Source organism: Anaerobacillus sp. 1_MG-2023, assembly GCF_030547345.1.
Taxonomy (GTDB): domain Bacteria; phylum Bacillota; class Bacilli; order Bacillales; family Guptibacillaceae; genus Guptibacillus; species Guptibacillus hwajinpoensis_B.
Map to the genome: position 1 here is coordinate 49,802 of NZ_JAUORD010000003.1, position 17,089 is coordinate 66,890.

At 41.9% G+C, this 17,089-nt stretch carries 18 protein-coding genes and 1 other annotated feature; all 18 genes read left to right on the plus strand.

Annotation, left to right across the window (positions count from 1 at the left end):
• Positions 1-93: 93 nt before the first annotated feature.
• The 18 genes from Q4550_RS06615 (at position 94) to Q4550_RS06700 (ending at position 17,015) form a co-directional block, all read left to right on the plus strand.
• The gene (locus tag Q4550_RS06615; RefSeq protein ID WP_303531200.1) at positions 94-1,386 is read left to right on the plus strand and encodes a homoserine dehydrogenase; all 1,293 of its coding nucleotides are present in this window, start codon (positions 94-96) and stop codon (positions 1,384-1,386) included.
• Positions 1,386-2,441 carry a threonine synthase gene (gene thrC / locus Q4550_RS06620; protein WP_303531202.1) on the plus strand — a complete coding sequence of 352 codons (1,056 nt, stop codon included), beginning with the start codon at positions 1,386-1,388 and terminating at the stop codon, positions 2,439-2,441. The genes Q4550_RS06615 and thrC overlap by 1 nt, the downstream gene beginning before the upstream one ends.
• Positions 2,426-3,361: a homoserine kinase gene (gene thrB, locus Q4550_RS06625; protein ID WP_303531204.1), complete on the plus strand. Its 936-nt coding sequence runs from the start codon at positions 2,426-2,428 to the stop codon at positions 3,359-3,361. The genes thrC and thrB overlap by 16 nt, the downstream gene beginning before the upstream one ends.
• A 175-nt stretch (positions 3,362-3,536) precedes the next feature.
• Complete coding sequence (gene spoIIGA, locus Q4550_RS06630) at positions 3,537-4,454, plus strand: sigma-E processing peptidase SpoIIGA (RefSeq protein WP_283152268.1); 918 nt, start codon at positions 3,537-3,539, stop codon at positions 4,452-4,454.
• Between the two features lie 34 nt (positions 4,455-4,488).
• Positions 4,489-5,208, plus strand: coding sequence for an RNA polymerase sporulation sigma factor SigE (gene sigE, locus Q4550_RS06635; RefSeq protein WP_194221350.1), 720 nt, complete (start codon positions 4,489-4,491; stop codon positions 5,206-5,208).
• Between the two features lie 83 nt (positions 5,209-5,291).
• Positions 5,292-6,071, plus strand: coding sequence for an RNA polymerase sporulation sigma factor SigG (sigG, locus tag Q4550_RS06640; RefSeq protein WP_194221351.1), 780 nt, complete (start codon positions 5,292-5,294; stop codon positions 6,069-6,071).
• A 70-nt stretch (positions 6,072-6,141) separates the two neighbouring features.
• Positions 6,142-6,411 carry a YlmC/YmxH family sporulation protein gene (locus tag Q4550_RS06645; RefSeq protein WP_098443312.1) on the plus strand — a complete coding sequence of 90 codons (270 nt, stop codon included), beginning with the start codon at positions 6,142-6,144 and terminating at the stop codon, positions 6,409-6,411.
• 93 nt (positions 6,412-6,504) lie between these two features.
• Complete coding sequence (pgeF, locus tag Q4550_RS06650; protein ID WP_194221352.1) at positions 6,505-7,332, plus strand: peptidoglycan editing factor PgeF; 828 nt, start codon at positions 6,505-6,507, stop codon at positions 7,330-7,332.
• Positions 7,333-7,339: 7 nt separating this feature from the next.
• Positions 7,340-8,017, plus strand: coding sequence for a YggS family pyridoxal phosphate-dependent enzyme (locus tag Q4550_RS06655; RefSeq protein WP_303531209.1), 678 nt, complete (start codon positions 7,340-7,342; stop codon positions 8,015-8,017).
• Positions 8,018-8,044: 27 nt separating this feature from the next.
• Positions 8,045-8,479 (plus strand): cell division protein SepF, encoded by a 435-nt coding sequence (locus Q4550_RS06660; protein ID WP_194221354.1) that lies wholly within the window; start codon positions 8,045-8,047, stop codon positions 8,477-8,479.
• A 19-nt stretch (positions 8,480-8,498) separates the two neighbouring features.
• Positions 8,499-8,762 (plus strand): YggT family protein, encoded by a 264-nt coding sequence (locus Q4550_RS06665; RefSeq protein WP_194221355.1) that lies wholly within the window; start codon positions 8,499-8,501, stop codon positions 8,760-8,762.
• On the plus strand, positions 8,762-9,535 hold the full coding sequence (locus tag Q4550_RS06670) for a YlmH family RNA-binding protein (RefSeq protein ID WP_194221356.1): 774 nt from the start codon (positions 8,762-8,764) through the stop codon (positions 9,533-9,535). Before Q4550_RS06665 ends, Q4550_RS06670 begins: the two co-directional genes overlap by 1 nt.
• Before the next feature lie 91 nt (positions 9,536-9,626).
• On the plus strand, positions 9,627-10,139 hold the full coding sequence (locus Q4550_RS06675) for a DivIVA domain-containing protein (RefSeq protein WP_194221357.1): 513 nt from the start codon (positions 9,627-9,629) through the stop codon (positions 10,137-10,139).
• A gap of 74 nt (positions 10,140-10,213) precedes the next feature.
• Positions 10,214-10,423 (plus strand) — a binding site (T-box leader).
• Between the two features lie 109 nt (positions 10,424-10,532).
• A complete protein-coding gene (ileS, locus tag Q4550_RS06680) occupies positions 10,533-13,289 on the plus strand; it encodes an isoleucine--tRNA ligase (protein WP_303531210.1) in 2,757 nt (918 codons plus the stop codon).
• A gap of 134 nt (positions 13,290-13,423) precedes the next feature.
• Complete coding sequence (gene lspA / locus Q4550_RS06685) at positions 13,424-13,885, plus strand: signal peptidase II (protein WP_303531211.1); 462 nt, start codon at positions 13,424-13,426, stop codon at positions 13,883-13,885.
• Complete coding sequence (locus tag Q4550_RS06690; protein ID WP_303531213.1) at positions 13,885-14,799, plus strand: RluA family pseudouridine synthase; 915 nt, start codon at positions 13,885-13,887, stop codon at positions 14,797-14,799. Before lspA ends, Q4550_RS06690 begins: the two co-directional genes overlap by 1 nt.
• Positions 14,800-14,992: 193 nt before the next feature.
• The gene (pyrR, locus tag Q4550_RS06695) at positions 14,993-15,535 is read left to right on the plus strand and encodes a bifunctional pyr operon transcriptional regulator/uracil phosphoribosyltransferase PyrR (protein ID WP_194221361.1); all 543 of its coding nucleotides are present in this window, start codon (positions 14,993-14,995) and stop codon (positions 15,533-15,535) included.
• 163 nt (positions 15,536-15,698) lie between these two features.
• The gene (locus Q4550_RS06700) at positions 15,699-17,015 is read left to right on the plus strand and encodes a solute carrier family 23 protein (protein ID WP_303531215.1); all 1,317 of its coding nucleotides are present in this window, start codon (positions 15,699-15,701) and stop codon (positions 17,013-17,015) included.
• Positions 17,016-17,089: the final 74 nt, after the last annotated feature.

Consider the following 17,089-nt stretch of genomic DNA (forward strand, 5'->3'; position numbering starts at 1 on the left):
AAAACGGTGTTGTGTTCGTGGGCAATCACACGTATAATGTCCATTATATAAAAACAAGTGTCCTCACCAGAAGGACAAAGGAGTGGAGAGTATATGAAGGATTGCGTATCTGTAGGATTGTTAGGACTTGGCACAGTAGGTAGTGGTGTTGTACATATGATTGATTCCCACCAGAAAGAGTTACAGCAGCGAGTGGGTTGTCAGGTGAAAGTGGCAAAGGTGCTTGTAAGAGATATGGATAAAGAAAGAAACGTTGATCTAGATTCAAGCATTCTCACTCAAGATCCTGAAGATGTTATCAATAATCCAGAGGTCGATGTTGTGATTGAAGTAATTGGTGGGATTGATCAGGCGAAAGAGTTCATTCTTGCTTCTCTTAAGAATCATAAGCATGTTGTAACAGCGAATAAAGACCTGATGGCGATCCATGGAAGAGAATTACTAACTGCTGCAGTTGATAATGAAAGTGATCTTTTCTATGAAGCTAGTGTAGCGGGTGGCATTCCTATCCTTAGAAGTTTAGTAGAAGGATTATCTTCTGACCGCATTACTAAGCTAATGGGAATTGTGAATGGAACAACAAACTACATTTTAACTAAAATGACAAAAAACAATGTCCCATATGAGAGTGTCTTAAAAGAAGCTCAGGACCTTGGATTTGCGGAGTCGGATCCTACTGCTGATGTAGAAGGGTTAGATGCTGCTAGAAAAATGGTGATTCTTGGGACGCTTGGCTTCTCCATGAAGGTTGGATTAGATGATGTAAAAGTAGAAGGCATCACACGTGTTGATGAAGAAGATATTGCTTATAGTAAGAAGCTAGGTTACACAATTAAATTATTAGGCATTGCGAGCTCAACAGACGGATCTATTGAACTTTCGGTTCAGCCAACATTGCTTCCTTCAAGACACCCATTAGCGTCCGTTAACGATGAATATAACGCGGTGTATGTCTATGGTGAAGCGGTAGGAGAAACAATGTTCTATGGCCCTGGTGCAGGTCAATTACCGACTGCCACTGCGGTTGTATCCGATCTCGTAGCTGTTATTAAAAATATGCGATTAGGTGTGAATGGAAAAAGCGTTATTCTTCCACAGCATGAGCGGAAGTTAACAAGCGATGAGCAAATTAAAAGCAAACATTTTATCAGGTTAATTGTAAAAGATGAACCGGGTGCATTTTCAAAAATTTCTCATCTATTCCAGGATCGTGGATTAAGTTTAGAGAAATTGATTCAAGAGCCAGTTGTGAATAATGGTACGGCTGAACTTGTCATCATTACACATGAAACGAATCAACGAGCATTTGAAGAAGTTCATAATCGTTTGAGAGACTTGGATGTAGTCGTAGAAGTGAAGAGTCGTTACCGAGTGGAGGGAATGTAATGAGCTGGAATGGTTTGATTAAGCAATATAAAGAATATTTACCTCTAACAGAGGAGACTCCTCAGCTCACGCTAAATGAGGGAAATACACCGCTGCTAAAGCTTGATCAGCTTTCAAACGAACTAGGTATTTCCCTTTATGTGAAGATTGAAGGAGCAAATCCGACGGGCTCATTTAAAGATCGTGGCATGGTAATGGCTGTGGCTAAGGCGAAGGAAGAAGGCAGTGACGCTATTATATGTGCTTCTACAGGCAACACAGCAGCTGCGGCCGCAGCTTATGGGGCAAGAGCAGGCTTACGCTGCATTATCGTTATACCTAAGGGGAAAGTAGCGCTAGGTAAGCTTGCCCAAGCCATGATTTATGGCGCAGAAATTTTTGAGATCGATGGGAATTTTGATGAAGCGCTCAGAATGGTGCGCGATATTGCGGAGACTGAGCCTATTGCTCTAGTTAACTCTGTTAATCCATACCGATTAGAAGGTCAAAAGACAGCGGCTTTTGAAGTATGTGATCAGCTTGGGGAAGCGCCAAATGTGCTAGCGATTCCTGTTGGCAATGCTGGGAACATTTCTGCTTATTGGAAAGGGTTTAAAGAATATGTGTCAGAAGATAGTCGACCGCAAATGCGTGGATTTGAGGCTGAGGGGTCTGCTGCGATCGTTCAAAAGAAAATCATCCCCAATCCAGAGACAATCGCTACAGCCATTCGTATTGGGAATCCAGCTAGTTGGCATCTTGCCGAAGAAGCTGTGATTGAATCAAAAGGTAAAATCGATAGCGTAACAGATGATGAAATTTTGCATGCGTATCAAGAGCTTGCCAAAAAGGAAGGCGTTTTTGCTGAACCAGCTTCGTGTGCTTCGGTAGCTGGAGTAATGAAGCAGGTTGCCTCAGGAGAGATTAAGAAGGGATCAAAGGTTGTTGCCGTATTAACGGGGAATGGATTGAAAGATCCTTCCACTGCAATGGACCTTGTTGTTGCAAAACCACGTGTTGTTGCAGCAGATAAAACACAGTTTCTTGAGGAGCTCAAGGGATGTGTGAGCCAGTGAATAGAGAAGAAGGCCTTTACTTGAAAGTTCCAGGTAGTACTTCAAATCTTGGACCAGGATTTGATTCAGTAGGTCTTGCAATCAATCGCTATTTGCACGTAAAATTGGAACCTTCTTCAGAATGGTCCTTTCATTACATTGACTTTGATGATGTATTGCCAGCAGGCAAAGATAATATGATTTATCAAACAATCGAGCAAATCGAAAAGAAGTATGGGAATGGAAAGAAACCTTCTCCTCATACTGTCACAATGACGAGTGAACTTCCTTTAGAGAGGGGACTTGGGAGCAGTGCTGCAGCCATTGTTGCTGCTGTCGAAATTGCGGACTTTACAATGGATCTTCATCTAACGATTGAAGAAAAAGTACAGATTGCCACAACATTTGAAGGCCATGCCGATAATGTTGCCGCGTCCCTTTATGGCGGACTCGTTATTGCAACTGGAGAGGAAGGAATAGGAACGATATCACATCAAGTAACTGATTTAGAGATGATCGCACTAATACCAAATCGCAAATTGAAAACAACGGATTCTCGATCAGTGTTGCCCGATATGCTCCCTTTTCAAGAAGCTGTAGAGGCAAGCAATATCGCAAATGTTTTTGTAGGCGCTGCTCTTCAGAACGATTGGAAATTGGCGGGTAAGCTAATGGAGCGTGATCTTTTTCATCAACCTTATCGAAAACATCTAGTGCCAGACTTAGAAAAGGTTCGTGCGATTGCTATGGAAAATGGTGCGTATGGAGCTGCTTTAAGCGGTGCAGGTCCAACATTAATTGTCTTTCATCCCAAAGCTTCGTCGAATGATCTTCAATTAGCGCTAGAAAAAGCTTTTCCTGAGTATTGTTGTGAATTGCTTATACCTGCGTCAACAGGGATGGAAATAACGTACGGAGCTTATCAAAATCAATCCATTTAATTGAGAAGTCGTCCTCTAAAAGGCCGGCTTTTTTTATGTTTTTGGACGGATGGTCGCCTGACAAAACTAGTGATAATTATCCAAAATAACCTCACTCTAACCGGCACAATCTGACAGTTTTATAAAGAAACTTAGTCTATACTTAGTATCAAAATCGCAAGGGGGGAGGCGTTCGGTGGCAGTATACCTTGATGTGATCTGGTTGCTAAATTTTTGTTTCGATTACATGCTGCTTGCGCTAACTGGGATACTGCTGAAGAAACAAGTAAAAAAGAGACGGCTTGCTACTGGTGCATTGATCGCTTCGTGTTATGTGCTTTTTCTTTTTGTTCCTGCCCTAACATTTATGGTAAACCCATTCATGAAGCTGCTCTACTCCTTACTTATTGTTGTGGTAACGTTTGGCTTTACAAGGTTTCGTAGCTTCTTTCAATGTTGGCTTCTCTTCTATTTTGTTACTTTTATGATTGGCGGGGGAATGATGGGGGCACATTATTTCTTTCAAAAAGATATGACGGTGTATAACGGAGCGGTCGCTACACAAAGCACTGGATTTGGGGATCCCGTTAGCTGGCTTTTTGTGTTAGTTGGTTTCCCTATCGTTTGGTTTTTTTCAAAAAGAAGAGTGGATCATCTCGAGACAACACGAATTCATTTTGATCAACTAGCAGAAGTTAGTATCCGAATTGATGATGTGACAATTTCAGCTAAAGCACTTGTCGATAGCGGCAACCAGTTACAAGACCCTTTAAGCGGCTCACCTGTTATGATCCTCGATATGACGGTGCATGAAGCGAACTTTCCACCATCGTTTATTCAGAAAGCCAAAAACATCACGGAATTCCAAGAAGAAGGAGAGGAGGATCGTTGGGAACATCGGTTACGTATTGTTCCGTTTCGGGCAGTCGGACAAGATCATCAATTCTTGTGTGCTGTAAAGCCGGATGAAGTATTGATCTCGATGGAGGGACGTTCATTAACTGTCAAAAAAGTACTTGTTGGATTAAGCTTTCATACGATTTCAGGAGAAAAAGATTATACGTGTATCCTTCATCCGAAAATGCTGACAGGACATAAGGCGACTGCGTCATAGAAGAGAAAACAAGACGACCAAGGAGGAGTTCGAGATGGGGAAAATGAAAATTAAGTTAGTTCTATGGTGGCAGCGGATCCTAATGAAGCTTGGTATTAAACCTGATGAGATCTATTACATAGGAGGGAGCGAAGCACTACCTCCTCCTCTATCGAAAGATGAAGAAGCGCATTTATTAATCCAATTACCTAAGGGAGATAAAGCAGCAAGATCGATTTTAATAGAGCGTAATCTTCGTCTGGTCGTTTATATTGCACGGAAATTTGAGAATACGGGGATCAACATTGAAGATTTAATTAGTATTGGTACGATTGGTCTCATCAAAGCAGTAAACACATTTAATCCTGAGAAAAAAATCAAGCTTGCAACCTATGCATCAAGGTGTATAGAGAATGAAATATTAATGTTCCTTCGACGGAATAATAAAATACGCTCAGAAGTTTCATTTGATGAGCCGCTTAATGTGGACTGGGATGGAAATGAGCTCCTTTTGTCTGATGTTCTTGGGACAGATGAAGATATCATTACGCGAGGGATAGAAGCTCGCGTTGATCGTAGATTACTTGTGAAAGCATTAGAAACACTTAATCCAAGAGAAAAACAAATTATGGAGTTAAGGTTTGGTCTTGCTGGAGAAGAAGAGAAAACGCAAAAGGATGTTGCCGATTTGCTTGGCATTTCTCAATCTTATATTTCAAGGCTCGAAAAGCGCATTATTAAACGACTTCGGAAAGAGTTCAATAAAATGGTCTGAGCTTCTTAGGATAATAGATGCATAAAATTCCCACTCGCGGAGATACTTTACTTTGACAGCATCTCCGATGAGGAGGGAATGAGTTGACACGAAACAAAGTCGAGATTTGTGGAGTAGATACATCCAAACTTCCAGTACTTAAAAATGAAAAAATGAGAGTACTCTTTAAGCAGATGCAGGAAGGGGATATTTCGGCACGTGAAGAACTAGTGAATGGTAATTTAAGGCTTGTTCTAAGCGTGATCCAGCGATTTAATAATCGAGGAGAATACGTGGATGATCTTTTTCAGGTGGGCTGCATTGGCCTGATGAAATCCATAGATAACTTTGATTTAGGGCAAAACGTGAAATTCTCTACTTATGCAGTGCCGATGATCATCGGTGAAATCAGAAGATATCTCCGTGACAATAACCCGATCAGAGTGTCACGATCTTTAAGAGATATCGCTTATAAGTCTCTCCAGATTAGAGATAAATTAATGACGAAGAATTCCAAAGAACCAAATCCGACTGAAATTGCCAAAGAGCTTGGGGTGACGAAGGAAGAAGTAGTCTTTGCACTTGATGCGATTCAGGATCCTGTTTCATTATTTGAACCTATTTATAATGATGGAGGCGACCCCATTTTCGTTATGGATCAAATCAGTGATGATAAACAGAAAGACATCCAGTGGCTTGAAGATATTGCTTTAAAGGAAGCCATGACAAGATTAAATCAGCGAGAGAACATGATCTTACAAATGAGATTCTTCCAGGGTAAAACGCAAATGGAAGTAGCAGATGAGATTGGGATTTCGCAGGCACAGGTGTCCCGACTTGAGAAAGCGGCGATTCACCAAATGAATAAAAATATCCAAAGTTAGAACGAGACCTGGGAAACAGGTCTTTTCTTTTGCCTTCTTTTCATATAATGAGATGAAAGGTGGGTGCGCGATGATAAAAATATCAGAATTTCAGGTGAAAGATGTTGTGAATGTCTCGAATGGACGTAAGCTTGGTCACATCGCTGATCTGGAAATTAATTTAACGACAGGAAAAATAGAAGCGATTGTGATTCCAGGTGCAGGTAAAATGATGGGATTGTTTGCGCGAGAAAGTGATGTCGTTATTCCATGGCGCAACATAGTGAAAATTGGGTCAGATGTCATTCTAGTAAGACATCATGATACAGCTGATGGCGAATCGTTTCAGAAAGAATCATAAGGAAAGAAAGATCTAACAATCTATATCCCTTAGGTTCAACATATTATGATAAAATAAGGTATAAACTGTATCATGGTATAAAGGGGTGCAACTGTGGAAAAAGAACCATTTCAACCATCAACACATAAAACATCACTGGCACTGAAATTTCCAGATCAAGCTGAACGGAACGATAACCTGATAGCAGGTTTTTCAACCCGTAGAAACGGAGTTAGCCAGACTCCGTTTTCTAGCTTGAATCTTGGGTTCCACGTACCAGATCGAGCGAGAGATGTACTAATAAATCGCGAAACCCTTGCCTATGATATCGGACAATCCCTTGATCGATGGATCGTTGGTGAGCAAATTCATGGCGCCGACATTGCGAATGTAACAGCAGCGGATAAGGGACGAGGAGCAACGAATCATCAAGATGCCATTCCGAAAGTGGACGGGCTATATACAGATGATCCGGAAGTTCTTCTAACCGCTCTTTATGCCGACTGCGTTCCGCTCTATTTCTATGCGCCAGCAGCTAAAAGAGTGGGGATTGCCCACGCAGGCTGGAAAGGAACAACGAAGAATATTGCAGGAGAGATGATTCGTGCGTGGAACAACGATGGAATCCAAACCGACGATATCTATGCTGCAATCGGCCCTTCAATAGGGAAATGTTGCTACGAAGTTGATGATGGCGTCATCGAACACATTAAAGCGCTAGTAGGAGATCAGGATCTGTTTTTTGATGAAAAAGCAACTGGGAAATACCAGCTTGATTTAAAAGCCGTGAATCGCGAGCTCCTCCTTCGGTCAGGGATTAAGGCGAGTCAACTATCAGTTAGTGACTATTGTACAAGCTGTAGCAATCTGTTTTTCTCTCATCGAAATGAAAATGGAAAAACAGGAAGAATGATGGCATACATAGGACTCGGGGAGGTATAGCATTATCGTGAATGTAAGAGAAAGTCTAGAAAAAATCAAAGGTAAAATTAGCGCAGCAGCAGAACGGTCAGGTCGTGATCCTCAGCATATTCATGTTGTAGCGGTGACTAAATATGTTAGCGTCGAACGTACAAAAGAAGCATTAGAAGCAGGCGTTACTCACTTCGGTGAAAGTCGTGATGAGGGGCTATTGAAGAAAGTAAAAGCTATTGGCACATTGCCTTCGTGGCACTTTATTGGCACACTACAATCTCGTAAAGTGAAAGACATTCTTCCATTTGTAGATTATATTCACTCCCTCGATCGTATATCTCTAGCTAAAGAAATACAAAAGAGAGCTGATGGTGAAGTAAACTGTTTTGTGCAAGTTAACGTGTCTGGTGAAGAATCTAAGCATGGATTATCGCCAGAAGAGACGCTACCTTTTATTGAGTCACTTAATGAATTCTCATCTATTAAAGTCGTAGGATTAATGGCTATGGCTCCGCATACAGATAATACAAATGAAATTCGAGATGTTTTCAAGAAACTTCGTGAGCTTGGAGAACGTGTCCAAAGTCTTTCACTCCCACATGCTCCTTGCAATGAACTTTCAATGGGGATGTCAAATGATTATGAAATTGCTGTTGAAGAGGGCGCGACATATGTTCGCATTGGATCGTCACTTGTCGGAAATGAAAAATAAAATAAGCTCTCCAGGAGGTGCAGGGAATTGGGTATCAAAACGAAATTCAAGCAGTTCTTTGAACTTGATGATGAAACGATAGAGTTGGATGAGCAGCAGGAGCAAGATTCATATATGGAAGAAGAAGAGCCTGAAGTTACTCGAGCGAATCGTAAGCAGTCTAAACAAAATGTGGTAAGTCTTCAAAGCGTTCATAAGAACTCAAGAGTTGTGCTAGTTGAACCAAGAGTGTATGCTGAAGCTCAGGATATCGCTGATCACGTGAAAAATCGGAAGTCTGTTGTGATGAATCTTCAGCGTATTCCACAAGATCAGGCGAGACGCATTGTCGATTTTCTAAGTGGAACAGTCTACGCTGTTGGTGGCGATATTCAGAAACTCGGTCCGGATACGTTTATATGTACACCGGACAATGTTGAAATTTCAGGTAACATTACAGATGAAATTTACGAAGACCAGTAATTAAGAAAGGGTGAAAAGTTTGAACATAGTTTCAATCCTACTTTCAGCAGTACAAATTTATACGTGGATCCTCATCATTTACATCTTTATGTCATGGATTCCAAATGCAAGAGAATCTTCTATTGGACGAATGATTGCTTCTATAGCAGAACCATATCTAGCTCCGTTTCGTAAAATTATTCCTCCAATCGGTGGAATGCTTGATATTTCGCCGATCGTAGCCATTTTCGCACTTCAGTTTGTGCAATATGGAATTATTGCGGTCTTTAGATTCATAGGCTAATGTCTATTTACGAACATTATCGTCCAGAAGAAAGAACATTTGTCGATCGCGTTTTACAATGGCAGGATGAGGTTCAAGAAAGGTATGCTCCCAGGTTAACCGATTTTCTTGATCCAAGAGAACAGGATATGGTGAGGCAAATCATTGGAAATCACTCTGACGTGGGCGTGTTTTTTTCGGGTGGAGTTGAAGGGTCTGAGCGTCAGAGGGCTCTTCTTGTTCCTCCTTACTTTGAACCAACAACTGAAGATTTCGAGATAATCGCTTTTGAAATTACATATCCAGCCAAATTCGTATCACTTACTCATCCAGATTTGCTTGGGGCAATGATGGGTCTTGGAATTAAGCGTGAGAAGTTTGGAGATATCCTTGTGCAGGATAGTGCTGCGCATTTAATCGTAGCGAAGGAAATTGCGGATTTCGTGAAAATGAATTTAACACATGCAGGTAAAGCGTCCATATCTCCTAACGAAATTCCATTAACGAGCGTAAGCGTCGTAGAAGCTTCCTGGCAGGAGCAGTCAGGCACAGTAACAAGCCTCCGTTTGGATACGGTACTTGCAGAAGTATACAATCTATCAAGAGGTAAGGTTGCTCCGATGATTGAACATGATCGAGCGAAATTAAATTGGAAGATCGTCAGTCAACCCTCTGCTGAAGTGAAAGAGGGAGACTATTTATCGTTACGAGGTTCAGGTAGAAGTAAGATTATTTCTGTTGATGGCAAAACAAAGCGGGATAAATGGCGGATTACGTATCAAATTCGTAAATAGTTTGTCATAAATAGAAGGAATATCCAAATGATTGTCGAAATACGAGTAAGCCGGGTATATGAAAAATGAGAGTAAATCGGAGGTGGCTGAATTGCCTTTAACACCATTAGATATTCATAACAAAGAATTTACACGCGGATTCCGCGGTTATGATGAAGATGAGGTCAATGAGTTTCTTGATCAGGTAATCAAAGATTATGAAACGGTAATCAGAGAAAAGAAAGAATTGAATGAGAGAGTGAAGCTTCTAGAAGAACGACTTGGACACTTCTCAAACCTTGAAGAAACGTTAAATAAGTCGATCCTAGTAGCACAGGAGTCAGCAGAAGAAGTGCGACAAAACGCTAAGAAAGAATCTCAACTTATTGTAAAAGAAGCTGAGAAAAATGCCGACCGCATTATTAATGATTCGCTCGCTAAAGCGCGTAAAATCTCCATGGATAATGAAGAGCTGAAAAAACAAGCAGCGGTTTATCGCACGCGTTTTCGTATGCTAGTTGAAGCCCAGCTAGAGATGCTGAATAATGAAGACTGGGATGGCCTAGTGGCTCGATTTGATGAGGAAGAAGAGCAACAACAGGAGCAAATCGAAGAAAAAGCATAAAGCACTCATTTATTTTTTGTCATTTCCTTGACTTCTTATTTTTATTTACACTATACTTCTATTAATAGCAATAACGATCGACGAAGATGGGAAGAGTATCTGATTCTTACTTAACAAAGCGAGCCGGGAATGGTGTGAGCCGGTGTTAAGCAATCAGAGAAGATCGCCCCTGAGTCCCGTGCTGAACGATAAGTAAGCCTCGGCGAATCATTCACGTTACGAATGCAAAGTGAGCGTAAAGCTTAATTTGGGTGGTACCACGGGAAAACCTTCTCGTCCCTTTTCGGGGACGAGAAGGTTTTTTTATTTTGTAGCACACTTTGAAGAAACAATCCCCGAGTGGCTGAAGATCGTTACGGTTGTTGCTCGTTATAAGTTGAAGGAGGAAACCTCATGAGCTATAAAGAAACGCTCTTAATGCCAAAAACAAAATTTCCGATGAGAGGAAATTTACCGAATAAAGAGCCTGACATGCAAAAAGAATGGGCAAACATTAATCTCTACGAAAAAGTACAGGAAAGAACGAAGGACCGCCCTCTATTCGTCCTACATGATGGCCCTCCATATGCAAATGGTGACATCCATATGGGTCATGCAGAGAACAAAGTTTTAAAAGATATCATCGTTCGATATAAATCAATGAACGGTTTTAATGCTCCATATGTTCCTGGTTGGGATACGCACGGACTTCCAATCGAGCAGGCGTTAACGAAAAAAGGCGTCGATCGTAAGAAGTTAACGGTTGCTGAATTTAGAAAGAAATGTGAAGAATACGCATTAAAACAAGTTGATCGCCAGCGTGAACAATTCAAGCGACTTGGAGTTCGTGCTGATTGGGATAATCCATACATTACGCTTGATAAAGGCTATGAAGCACAGCAAATTAAAGTGTTCGGAGAAATGGCAAAGCGCGGTTATATTTATAAAGATAAAAAAACCGTTTATTGGTCTCCGACATCTGAATCAGCATTAGCTGAAGCTGAGATCGAGTATCAAGATAAGCGCTCTGCATCGATTTACGTTGCGTTTGATGTAAAAGATGGAAAAGGTGTTCTTGATGGCGATGAGAAATTTATCATCTGGACAACTACGCCGTGGACCATTCCTTCAAACCTTGCGATTGCGTTGAATGAGAAGTTCGAATACAGCGTCATTGAAGCGGATGGTACGAAATACGTTGTAGCAACAGAGCTTGTTGATCAATTAAAAGAAGAATTTGAGTGGAACAACGTAAGTGAAGTAAAGCGCGTAAAAGGTAGCGAACTTGAATACGTGACAGCTCAGCATCCAATCTACGATCGCGAATCCCTTGTGATTCTTGGTGACCACGTAACGCTTGACGCAGGTACAGGTTGCGTTCATACAGCCCCTGGACACGGTGAAGATGACTATATGATCGGACGAAAGTATAAGCTAGACATCCTTTGCCCTGTAGATGAAAAAGGTGTTTTCACTGATGAAGCTCCTGGCTTTGAAGGTATGTTCTATGACAAAGCGAATAAACCAATTACTGAAAAACTTGAAGAAGTTGGCGCGCTTGTGAAGCTTACATTCTTCACTCACTCTTATCCACACGATTGGCGTACGAAGAAACCGATCATTTTCCGTGCAACTGAGCAGTGGTTTGCGTCGATCAAAGAGTTCCGCCCTGAACTTCTTCAAGCTGTAGCAGATGTGAAATGGTTCCCATCATGGGGTGAAATCCGCCTTCATAATATGGTAAAGGATCGTGAAGATTGGTGTATTTCTCGTCAACGTGCATGGGGCGTTCCAATCCCAGTGTTCTATGGCGAAAATAATGAACCCATCATTACAGATGAGACAATTGCTCATGTATCAGAATTATTCCGTAAGCATGGATCAAACATCTGGTTTGAGTGGGATGCAAAAGAACTTCTACCTGAAGGATTTACTTCAGAGCATAGTCCAAACGGTGAATTCCGTAAAGAAATGGATATCATGGACGTTTGGTTTGACTCAGGTTCTTCTCACCAAGCTGTTCTCGAAGAAAGAAGCGACCTTGCACGACCTGCTGATTTGTATCTAGAAGGTTCTGATCAGTACCGTGGCTGGTTTAACTCCTCCCTATCAACAGCTGTAGCCGTAACAGGTAAAGCACCTTATAAAGCGGTTCTTAGCCATGGATTTATTCTTGACGGTGAAGGAAAGAAAATGAGTAAGTCGCTAGGAAATACCATGGTACCGAACGATGTTATGAAACAATTGGGTGCGGATATTCTTCGTCTTTGGGTCTCATCGGCTGATTATCAAGCTGACGTTCGCGTATCGAATGATATTTTAAAACAAGTAGCTGAAGTGTACCGAAAGATTCGCAACACGTTCCGTTTTATGCTTGGGAACCTTGAAGGGTTTGACCCAACAGAGCATCAAGTGGCGTATAAGGATTTAGGTGAACTTGATCAGTATATGCTTGTGAAGCTAAATAATCTCGTATCGAAAGTGAAAAAAGCTTATGATGAGTATCAGTTCTTAACGGTTTATAATACCATCCATAACTTCTTTACAATTGAAATGAGCTCGTTCTATCTCGATATCGCGAAAGACACGCTTTATATTGAACATGCAGATCACCCGAACCGTCGTGCGATCCAAACAGTTCTTTATCAGACAGCTGTTGCGCTTACGAAACTTCTTTCGCCTATCATTCCGCACACTGCTGAAGAAGTATGGCAGTTTGTCCCTGGTGAGAAGGAAGAGTATGTACAGCTTTCCGATATGCCAGAAGTGAAGAATTTTGAAGGTACAGCTGATCTTGAAGAAAAATGGGATCATGTGATGGAGCTTCGTGACGAAGTTCTAAAAGCACTAGAAGAAGCGCGTAACGAGAAGAAAATCGGTAAATCGTTAACCGCTCAGCTTCATATTTATGCTGATAATGGTACGAAGGATTTGCTGGAAGGCGTAGCAAATCTTGAGAAGCTCTTTATCGTATCAGGTGCTACAGTGGCCGGTACGAAGGCTGAAGCACCAGCGGAAGCGAAAGTATATGAAGAACTAGCGATCTCCGTTTCACCTGCTGAGGGAGAAACGTGTGAGCGCTGCTGGCAAGTGAAAAAAGACGTTGGCGCTAATAGTGAATACCCAACTCTTTGCGCTAGCTGTGCTGAAACGGTTAAAAATCATTACTAATTAAAGAAATAAATCGAAAAGACGCTTTGCGATGCGAAGCGTCTTTTCTTTGTTGTTAGCTCAGTTTCGATTGTCTGCTGAAGCAAGCTGTGCTAAACTTTCATAGGAAGTAACATTTGATCGGAGGAGCGCTCGTGTGGAAATATCTCATAGCCATAGGCATCATTGTTCTAGATCAGTGGACGAAATGGCTTGTTGTGAAGTACATGGAATATGGTGAAAACATTACATTAATTAATGACTTTCTTTATCTAACTTCTCATCGAAACCGGGGCGCCGCCTTCGGAATCCTTCAAGGACAGATGATTTTCTTTTATATCATTACCATTTTCGTCATTGGAGCGGTTATTTATTATATGAAACAATATAAACATAGCCGTTTCGTTAGCGTCACCCTAGCACTCATACTTGGTGGTGCAATAGGGAACTTTATAGATCGAGTCCTTCGTGGAGAAGTAGTAGATTTTGTGAACACATTTATCTTCTCTTATGATTTTCCGATCTTTAACGTTGCCGATGCCTCCCTTGTTGTAGGTGTTATTCTTATCTTTATCGGAACCATTTTTGAAAGTAAGCAGGCTAAAGGGGAAAACTAATGGAAAAATTCACATTTAAAGTAGCAGAAGAAGAGAAAGGTGAGCGAATCGATAAGCTCATTACTTCTTATGAAAATGACTGGTCGCGTAGCCAGGTTCAAGCTTGGATTAAAGATAAAAATATTCAAGTGAATGGCGAAGACGTGAAAGGCAATTATAAAGCAACTGCAGGCGATAAGATCGAAGTAACCGTTCCTGAGCCTGAAGAATTAGAAATTGTAGCAGAGAATCTGAACCTTGAGATTGTTTACGAGGATGCAGATGTTCTTGTCGTGAACAAACCAAGAGGAATGGTTGTTCACCCAGCTCCAGGACATGCTAGCGGAACGCTTGTTAATGGGTTAATGTATCAAGTTAACGATCTAAGCGGTATTAACGGTGTTGTCCGTCCTGGGATCGTTCATCGTATTGATAAAGATACTTCAGGGTTATTAATGGTCGCAAAGAACGACAAAGCCCATGAGTCACTTGTAAAGCAGCTTCAAGCTAAAACCGTTAACCGGCGTTATACTGCCATCGTTCATGGCAACATTCAGCATGACGTGGGGACAATTGATGCGCCAATCGGGCGAGATAAGCAAGATCGTCAGAAGATGACGGTAACGGATGAAAATAGCCGAGATGCGGTTACGCATTTTCATGTTCTAGAACGTTATAAGCAATTTACTTATGTTGAATGTAAGCTTGAAACTGGTCGAACGCATCAAATTCGAGTTCACATGAAATATATCGATCATCCCGTTGCAGGTGATCCTAAATATGGCCCAAGAAGAAAGTCGCTTCCGATTGATGGTCAGGCCCTTCATGCCGGTGTTCTAGGCTTCAGTCACCCTGTGACAGAAGAGTGGCTTGAATTCTCTGCTCCTATTCCAGAGGATATTGAACGTTTATTAAAGCGACTTAGACAAGATTAAGGTTGACTTAAGAAGAGATCTTTGCGATACTCTTTATAGACAATAGCATACCCTTTAAAGACAGTCCCGTGAGGCTGCAAAGGAAAAACGGCTATGTACGATCGGTACATTTATATGCCCAAAACCCTTTTGCCCTCATGGCAAAAGGGTTTTTTTAATGCCACAGATCGATAAAGAGAGAGGGGCGATCATCATGGAAAACAAACGCATTTTGCTCGATGATCAAGCGATTCGAAGAGCGCTTACGCGAATTGCACATGAAATTCTAGAGCGTAATAAAGGCATTGATAATACAATGCTTGTTGGGATTAAAACTAGAGGCATTTATTTAGCTGAGAGGTTAGCTGAACGAATCGAACAAATTGAAGGATCAGCGATTTCAGTAGGAGAAGTTGATATCACCATGTATCGCGATGACCTTACTCACAAAAACGAAGATCAGGATCCGCTAATAAAAGGCACAAGCATTTCAAAGGATGTAACAGATCAAAAAGTTATACTTATTGACGACGTTCTTTATACAGGCAGAACCGTTCGTGCTGCAATGGATGCCTTAATGGATCTTGGACGTCCATCACAAATTCAACTGGCGGTGCTAGTTGATCGTGGACACAGAGAATTACCGATTCGTCCCGATTATGTAGGGAAGAACGTACCAACAGCAAAAGAAGAAATCATTGAAGTTGCTCTAACAGAAGTAGATGACTTTGATCAAGTTAGCTTATCACAATCATAAATCGTGCTCCCTTTAAATCCGTCCAGAGAGACGGCCAAGGGAGGAGACGCGTTCCGTTTAAGGACACGCGTGTACCTCCTTGCGGCCATGCAAGGAGTTTTTTTATACCTTAGGGTTAAGAAAAACGATGGCCGGGACACGCACAACCGAGGAGGAATACATCATGAAAAAAGTATTAGGAATTCGAGAGGTACCCAAACCTTCAAGCTGGCTTACATTGAGCTTACAGCATTTATTCGCCATGTTTGGCGCAACGATATTAGTTCCATTTCTCGTCGGACTTGATCCGGCGGTTGCCCTTGTCTCAAGTGGACTTGGGACGCTAGCTTATCTTGCCATAACGAAAGGTCGCATCCCAGCATACCTGGGGTCGTCATTCGCCTTTATTGCACCAATCATTTCAGCCGTCTCTTTACACGGACCAGAGGGAGCCATGATCGGAAGCTTTTTTGCCGGGATTGTCTACGGTCTTGTCGCAATTGGGATTCGAGCGCTTGGGTTAAACTGGCTGTTAAAACTTCTTCCACCGATCGTAGTTGGCCCCGTGATCATGGTCATCGGACTAGGTCTTGCAGGAACGGCGATTGACATGGCGATGAATAACCCTGCTACGGAAGCCTATAGCGGCACACACTTTACTGTCGCGCTTGTCACGCTAGGGGTTACCATTCTCGCTTCCATGTTTTTAAGAGGATTTTTCAGCCTGATTCCGATTTTAATCGGCATAGTATCTGGATACACTTTTGCTTACTTCATGGGTATTGTTGACCTTACTCCAATTAAAGAAGCTTCATTCTTACAAATGCCGGATTTCATCATCCCGTTTGCGGATTACAACCCGGTTGATGTCTTCTCATGGGAAATCTTATTCATCATGGTACCAATTGCAGTTGTTACGATTGCAGAGCACATTGGCGATCAGATGGTTTTAAGTAAAGTTGCCGGCAAGAATTTCTTGAAAACTCCAGGTCTCCACCGCTCCATTCTTGGAGACGGAGTAGCCACAATGATCGCATCTTGCCTTGGTGGGCCGCCGAACACAACGTATGGGGAGAACATTGGCGTACTTGCGATAACACGAGTATTCAGCGTGTTCGTCATCGGAGGGGCTGCTGTCCTTGCCCTTATGTTCGGCTTCATTGGAAAAGTAACAGCTCTTATCTCAACGATTCCAACGGCTGTCATGGGCGGCGTGTCGATCCTTCTTTTCGGAATTATTGCATCATCTGGCTTGCGCATGCTGATTGATAACAAAATTGATCTTGGTGAAAAGCGCAACTTGATCATCTCCTCCGTAATCCTAGTCATCGGTGTAGGTGGGGCATTCATCCAGGTCAGTGACAACTTGCAAATTGCAGGAATGGCGCTTGCGACTGTCATTGGTATTACGCTGAACCTCATTTTGCCTGGCGGAAGCTCACAACAATCGGTTGAGAAAATGTTTGAAGAAGATCTTGAAAATAACGAACCAGCTGCATAGCATCATCCTTTAAAAAGGTACAGAGAGACCTAAAAGGGTGGGAAAGAGATGCGTTTACTTAAACGCGTCTAACC

Bases quoted from the DNA above. Each gene is read 5' to 3' on its own strand.
- Q4550_RS06690 (WP_303531213.1), top strand. From the start codon at position 13,885: ATGGAAAAATTCACATTTAAAGTAGCAGAAGAAGAGAAAGGTGAGCGA.
- thrB (WP_303531204.1), top strand. From the start codon at position 2,426: ATGTGTGAGCCAGTGAATAGAGAAGAAGGCCTTTACTTGAAAGTTCCA.
- ileS (WP_303531210.1), top strand. From the start codon at position 10,533: ATGAGCTATAAAGAAACGCTCTTAATGCCAAAAACAAAATTTCCGATG.
- Q4550_RS06615 (WP_303531200.1), top strand. From the start codon at position 94: ATGAAGGATTGCGTATCTGTAGGATTGTTAGGACTTGGCACAGTAGGT.
- thrC (WP_303531202.1), top strand. From the start codon at position 1,386: ATGAGCTGGAATGGTTTGATTAAGCAATATAAAGAATATTTACCTCTA.
- Q4550_RS06645 (WP_098443312.1), top strand. From the start codon at position 6,142: ATGATAAAAATATCAGAATTTCAGGTGAAAGATGTTGTGAATGTCTCG.
- Q4550_RS06670 (WP_194221356.1), top strand. From the start codon at position 8,762: ATGTCTATTTACGAACATTATCGTCCAGAAGAAAGAACATTTGTCGAT.
- Q4550_RS06700 (WP_303531215.1), top strand. From the start codon at position 15,699: ATGAAAAAAGTATTAGGAATTCGAGAGGTACCCAAACCTTCAAGCTGG.
- sigE (WP_194221350.1), top strand. From the start codon at position 4,489: ATGGGGAAAATGAAAATTAAGTTAGTTCTATGGTGGCAGCGGATCCTA.
- pyrR (WP_194221361.1), top strand. From the start codon at position 14,993: ATGGAAAACAAACGCATTTTGCTCGATGATCAAGCGATTCGAAGAGCG.